Annotated in this window: 4 protein-coding genes and 1 pseudogene; all 5 read right to left on the bottom strand. The window is 59.0% G+C overall.

Annotation, left to right across the window (positions count from 1 at the left end):
* Nucleotides 1-95 precede the first annotated feature (95 nt).
* Nucleotides 96-1,031, bottom strand: a pseudogene (locus tag GGQ66_RS22770) (ISL3 family transposase); the annotation flags it as partial.
* 165 nt (nucleotides 1,032-1,196) lie between these two features.
* Nucleotides 1,197-1,532, bottom strand: coding sequence for a sulfite exporter TauE/SafE family protein (locus GGQ66_RS22775; RefSeq protein WP_183796008.1), 336 nt, complete (start codon nucleotides 1,530-1,532; stop codon nucleotides 1,197-1,199).
* A 2-nt stretch (nucleotides 1,533-1,534) separates the two neighbouring features.
* Complete coding sequence (locus GGQ66_RS22780; protein WP_183796009.1) at nucleotides 1,535-1,975, bottom strand: YqaA family protein; 441 nt, start codon at nucleotides 1,973-1,975, stop codon at nucleotides 1,535-1,537.
* Nucleotides 1,965-3,284, bottom strand: coding sequence for an MFS transporter (locus GGQ66_RS22785; RefSeq protein ID WP_183796011.1), 1,320 nt, complete (start codon nucleotides 3,282-3,284; stop codon nucleotides 1,965-1,967). The genes GGQ66_RS22780 and GGQ66_RS22785 overlap by 11 nt, the downstream gene beginning before the upstream one ends.
* Nucleotides 3,285-3,294: 10 nt before the next feature.
* Nucleotides 3,295-3,570 carry a metal-sensing transcriptional repressor gene (locus GGQ66_RS22790; protein ID WP_183796013.1) on the bottom strand — a complete coding sequence of 92 codons (276 nt, stop codon included), beginning with the start codon at nucleotides 3,568-3,570 and terminating at the stop codon, nucleotides 3,295-3,297.
* Nucleotides 3,571-3,727: the final 157 nt, after the last annotated feature.

The following is a 3,727-nucleotide window of genomic DNA, read 5'->3' on the forward strand; positions in this document are numbered from 1 at the left end:
CCGAGGCAGAAGAACGATACTATGCCATGCTGGACGAGCCGGCCATGGCCGCATAACTTAAACCAAACGGTCTCCGGTAAATCCGGCGCGGTTCACTTTCGGCTGTGCCCGGTTCTGCGCACGATCTCCTTGATAGACACGCCTTCGCCGACGAGTCCACGAATGACAGAGTTCGTCTCTTCACGTCTCAGATATCCCTCATATTGCAGGCGCTCGGCAGCAGTCAGAAGCTTAGGATTTACAGTTGCTGTACCGACTGCCACGCGGACCTCCCGCATCGACTTGCGAACGGCATCAAGAAAGGCGTGGCTAGCGTTTTCCATCAGATGCCAGCGGTCGGCGACCTGTTCGGCGTGTGGTAGGGCTTGTGCAGCGGCCTGCGCATACCCGCCGCCACGGTCTCTTGCCACGATTTCGATTTGCGGCTGCTCGACCAGCCAGGCCTTTGTGGTCGAGGGTTCTCGGTCAGGCAGCAACGCGATCGTCTTTCGCCGTTCCAGATCGCAGATGATCGTGCCATATCGGTGATTGCGACGCCACGCCCAGTCATCAATGCCGATGACGCTTGGCGGCGGTGGTGGCGGGCGATCATATCGGCGAACGGTTCGAAGCAGCGTGTCATTGCTAACCGGTAAACCGAGACGATCTGCGAACCGTGCTGCTGGCCGGCCACCCAATGCCAAAGCGAGATGGTGGACTAAGGTCTCTAGGCGTGCAGTCCGGCGGGCCATGGGTCGGATCACGCCATCACCGAAACGTTCGGCGAAAATCTTTCGGCGGCAATGGACGACATTGCAGATGAAGCGTCGGACCGTCAGGTGCAATTTGATCCTCCGGCCCGCACACGGCAGATCGGTGATAATCCGAGGATAGCGACTATGAACACGATGGGAGGTCGTGCCGCATTCGGGACACCTGCAACCTCGGGACTGACCATGTGCGGTGACAACGATCACATCGGGTCTGTGATGCACCGCCTCCACCTCCAACTCGGCAGGGAATAAATCGGAAGGCTGAAAATAGGCACTCATGGCGCTGATTCTCCTTCAAGAACCAGGCCAGTAGAATCCGAAAAATCATCGAGAATGAGTCAGACCCGATATTGGACGCCGAAACACACTCCTCACTCTCACCAAACATATCGATTCGGTAAGGTGGCAGTTTTTGCCCGCCCCGTGCACGCCACTCGTTCATCGTCATGGTCCACACGATCCCGGTCTGGAACCGCCGAACATGTAGTCAATCACCGGCAAGGACAGAAGGACGATCAGGACCGAGATGGTGATATGCGTGGTCGCCAGGACGATGGCGGTGAGCAGCGCGCTCCACAGGTCTTCCCTTGAGCCCACAACATAGGTTGCCATCAGCAACTTGCTGTGGCCCGGCATGAGCGCATGGACAGCCCCCAGAAGGAGACCCATCGGCAGAAACGCAAGGAAAGCGGCCGAACCGCCGCCGTTTGCGAAAGTGCTTATGTGCTTGCCGAATGCGAGATACGTCTCTTTCTGATAATCCAAGAGCCAGGTCAGCATGGTCAGGCCACCTTGAGCGTCACCCAGGCCAGCACCAGATAGCGGCCGACCTTGGCGATGGCGACGAGCGTGAGGAATATCAGGAACGGAACCCGCAACACACCTGCGATGACGGTGATCGGATCGCCGATGATAGGAACCCAGCTTGCTAGCAGGGACCATTTTCCATAGCGCCGATACCAGCCCTCAGCTTTGTCGAGCTTTTCCGCCGAAACCGGGAACCATCGACGGTCGCGATAGTGTTCGATCCCCCGACCGAGCATCCAATTCACCACGGAGCCCAGCACATTGCCGAAGCTGGCGATACCGATCAGGGCGGCAAGTGGATGGCGATCGGCAAGGATCAACAGCGCCAGTACCGCCTCCGACTGTGCTGGCAGAATGGTCGCCGCCAGGAATGCGGCGCTGAACAGACCGAAATAGGCTGCGAACTCAGTGCTCACGCGGCCATTCCGGATGCAGGCGATCAATCATGAAGGCGTGGCTGTGTCGATGTCCATGGCGGTGATGCCCCTCCATTAGATGCGGATCGTTCTCCGCCAGATCTTCGTGGCTGTGCTCGATCTCCACTTCGTCAGAGGCCCGCCAGAGCCAGACTGCACAGATAAGGCCAAGCCCGGCGATGATGGCAAGAATGATTGCTGTCAAAGGCAAGCCTATTGCCGCGCCTAGCCATCCGGCGAGCGGATAGGTCAGCAACCAGGCGGCATGCGACAAGGCGAAATGGGCGGCGAACAAGGCCGGGCGATCCTCCGCATGCGTAGACCGGCGCAATAATCGGCCGGATGGTGTCTGCACGATCGAGTAGCCCAATCCCATCACCAGCCACACCGCCAGAAGCACCGTGTAGTCGCTGACGAAGACCGTCAGAACCAATCCGGCAATCAGGATCGTCGCTCCGGACAACATCACCGGCCTGTTTGCAATCCGATCCAAAAGCCTCGGTAAGGAAAGGGCGGCGATCATGGAGCCGCATCCGAAAGCGGCGAGTGCAAGGGCGGTGTCGGTCTGGGAGAGCCCCAGATCCGCCTGAACGAAGACGACGGTGTTGACGATGACCATGGCGCCCGCAGCCGAAACTGTCAGGCAAAGGGCAAGCAGGCCGCGCAGTCGTGGTGTCGCCAGATAGAGGCGAAGGCCGCGGGTCGCGCGCGCATAGATGCTTCGGCGCTCCTTTGCAGGATGGTTCGGCAGCGCGACGGATACGACCAGGGCCGCAGAAATCAGGAAGCCCATGACGGTGCCGGCAAAGAGCGAATAGAAGGGAATGACCGTCAGCAGCGCCGCCGCCAGCATTGGGCTGACAAGGCTCTCCAGATCGTAGGCGAGCCGCGAAAGTGACAGGGCGCGGGTGTATTCCTTCTCATCTGGCAAGACATCAGGAATGGTTGCCTGGAAAGCCGGGGTGAACGCAGCGGATGCCGACTGGAGAACGAAGATCAGCACATAGACCTGCCAGATCTCGGTGACGAAGGGTAGACACAGCGCCACAGCCGCCCGCACAAGATCGAGGCTGACCAGCATGGCACGGCGTGGCAGGACTTCGGCAAAAGCGCCTGCCATCGGTGCGACCGCGACATAGGCGGTCATCTTTATGGCAAGTGCCGTTCCGAGCACAGCGCCCGCCCGGTCTCCGGCCAGGTCATAGGCCAGCAATCCGAGCGCCACGGTCGCGAGCCCCGTTCCAACCAGCGCAATCACCTGCGCCAGGAATAAATGTCGGTAGGTTCGATTGGCTAAAACGTCCAGCATGGCGGCTCCCTCACAGATATTTGGTGATCGCCTTAAAGTCGTCGATCGACTTGCGCTGCTGGAGATCTAGCGCGCCAACGGTCTCGTCAAGGCAGTGATCGAGATGATCCTGGATCAGCGTCCGCTTGGCGTTTTCCACCGCCTTCTCCACCGCATGAAGCTGCTGGGCGATGTCGAGGCATGGCCTGCCGGCCTCGATCATGGCGATCACGCTTTTCAGGTGGCCTTCGGCGCGTTTGAGGCGCTTGGCGATGTCTGGATGGGATTCGTGTTGATGTTCTGTCATGACGATTTTCCTATCCCCCTGGAGGGGATATTTCAATGTGGTTTCTTGTCTTCTTAACCGATGGCTGTTGATTGCCACTGAGAACTGACCCGGCGTTGCCTGATATTTCCATTGAGAATTGACCCATGTTCCAACTTTCCCTCGCATGTTTTCAGCG

It is taken from the genome of Allorhizobium borbori, assembly GCF_014196535.1.
Lineage (GTDB): Bacteria > Pseudomonadota > Alphaproteobacteria > Rhizobiales > Rhizobiaceae > Ectorhizobium > Ectorhizobium borbori.

Coding starts and splice junctions, on each gene's coding strand:
- GGQ66_RS22785 (WP_183796011.1), bottom strand. CDS start 3,284: ATGCTGGACGTTTTAGCCAATCGAACCTACCGACATTTATTCCTGGCG.
- GGQ66_RS22775 (WP_183796008.1), bottom strand. CDS start 1,532: ATGCTGACCTGGCTCTTGGATTATCAGAAAGAGACGTATCTCGCATTC.
- GGQ66_RS22790 (WP_183796013.1), bottom strand. CDS start 3,570: ATGACAGAACATCAACACGAATCCCATCCAGACATCGCCAAGCGCCTC.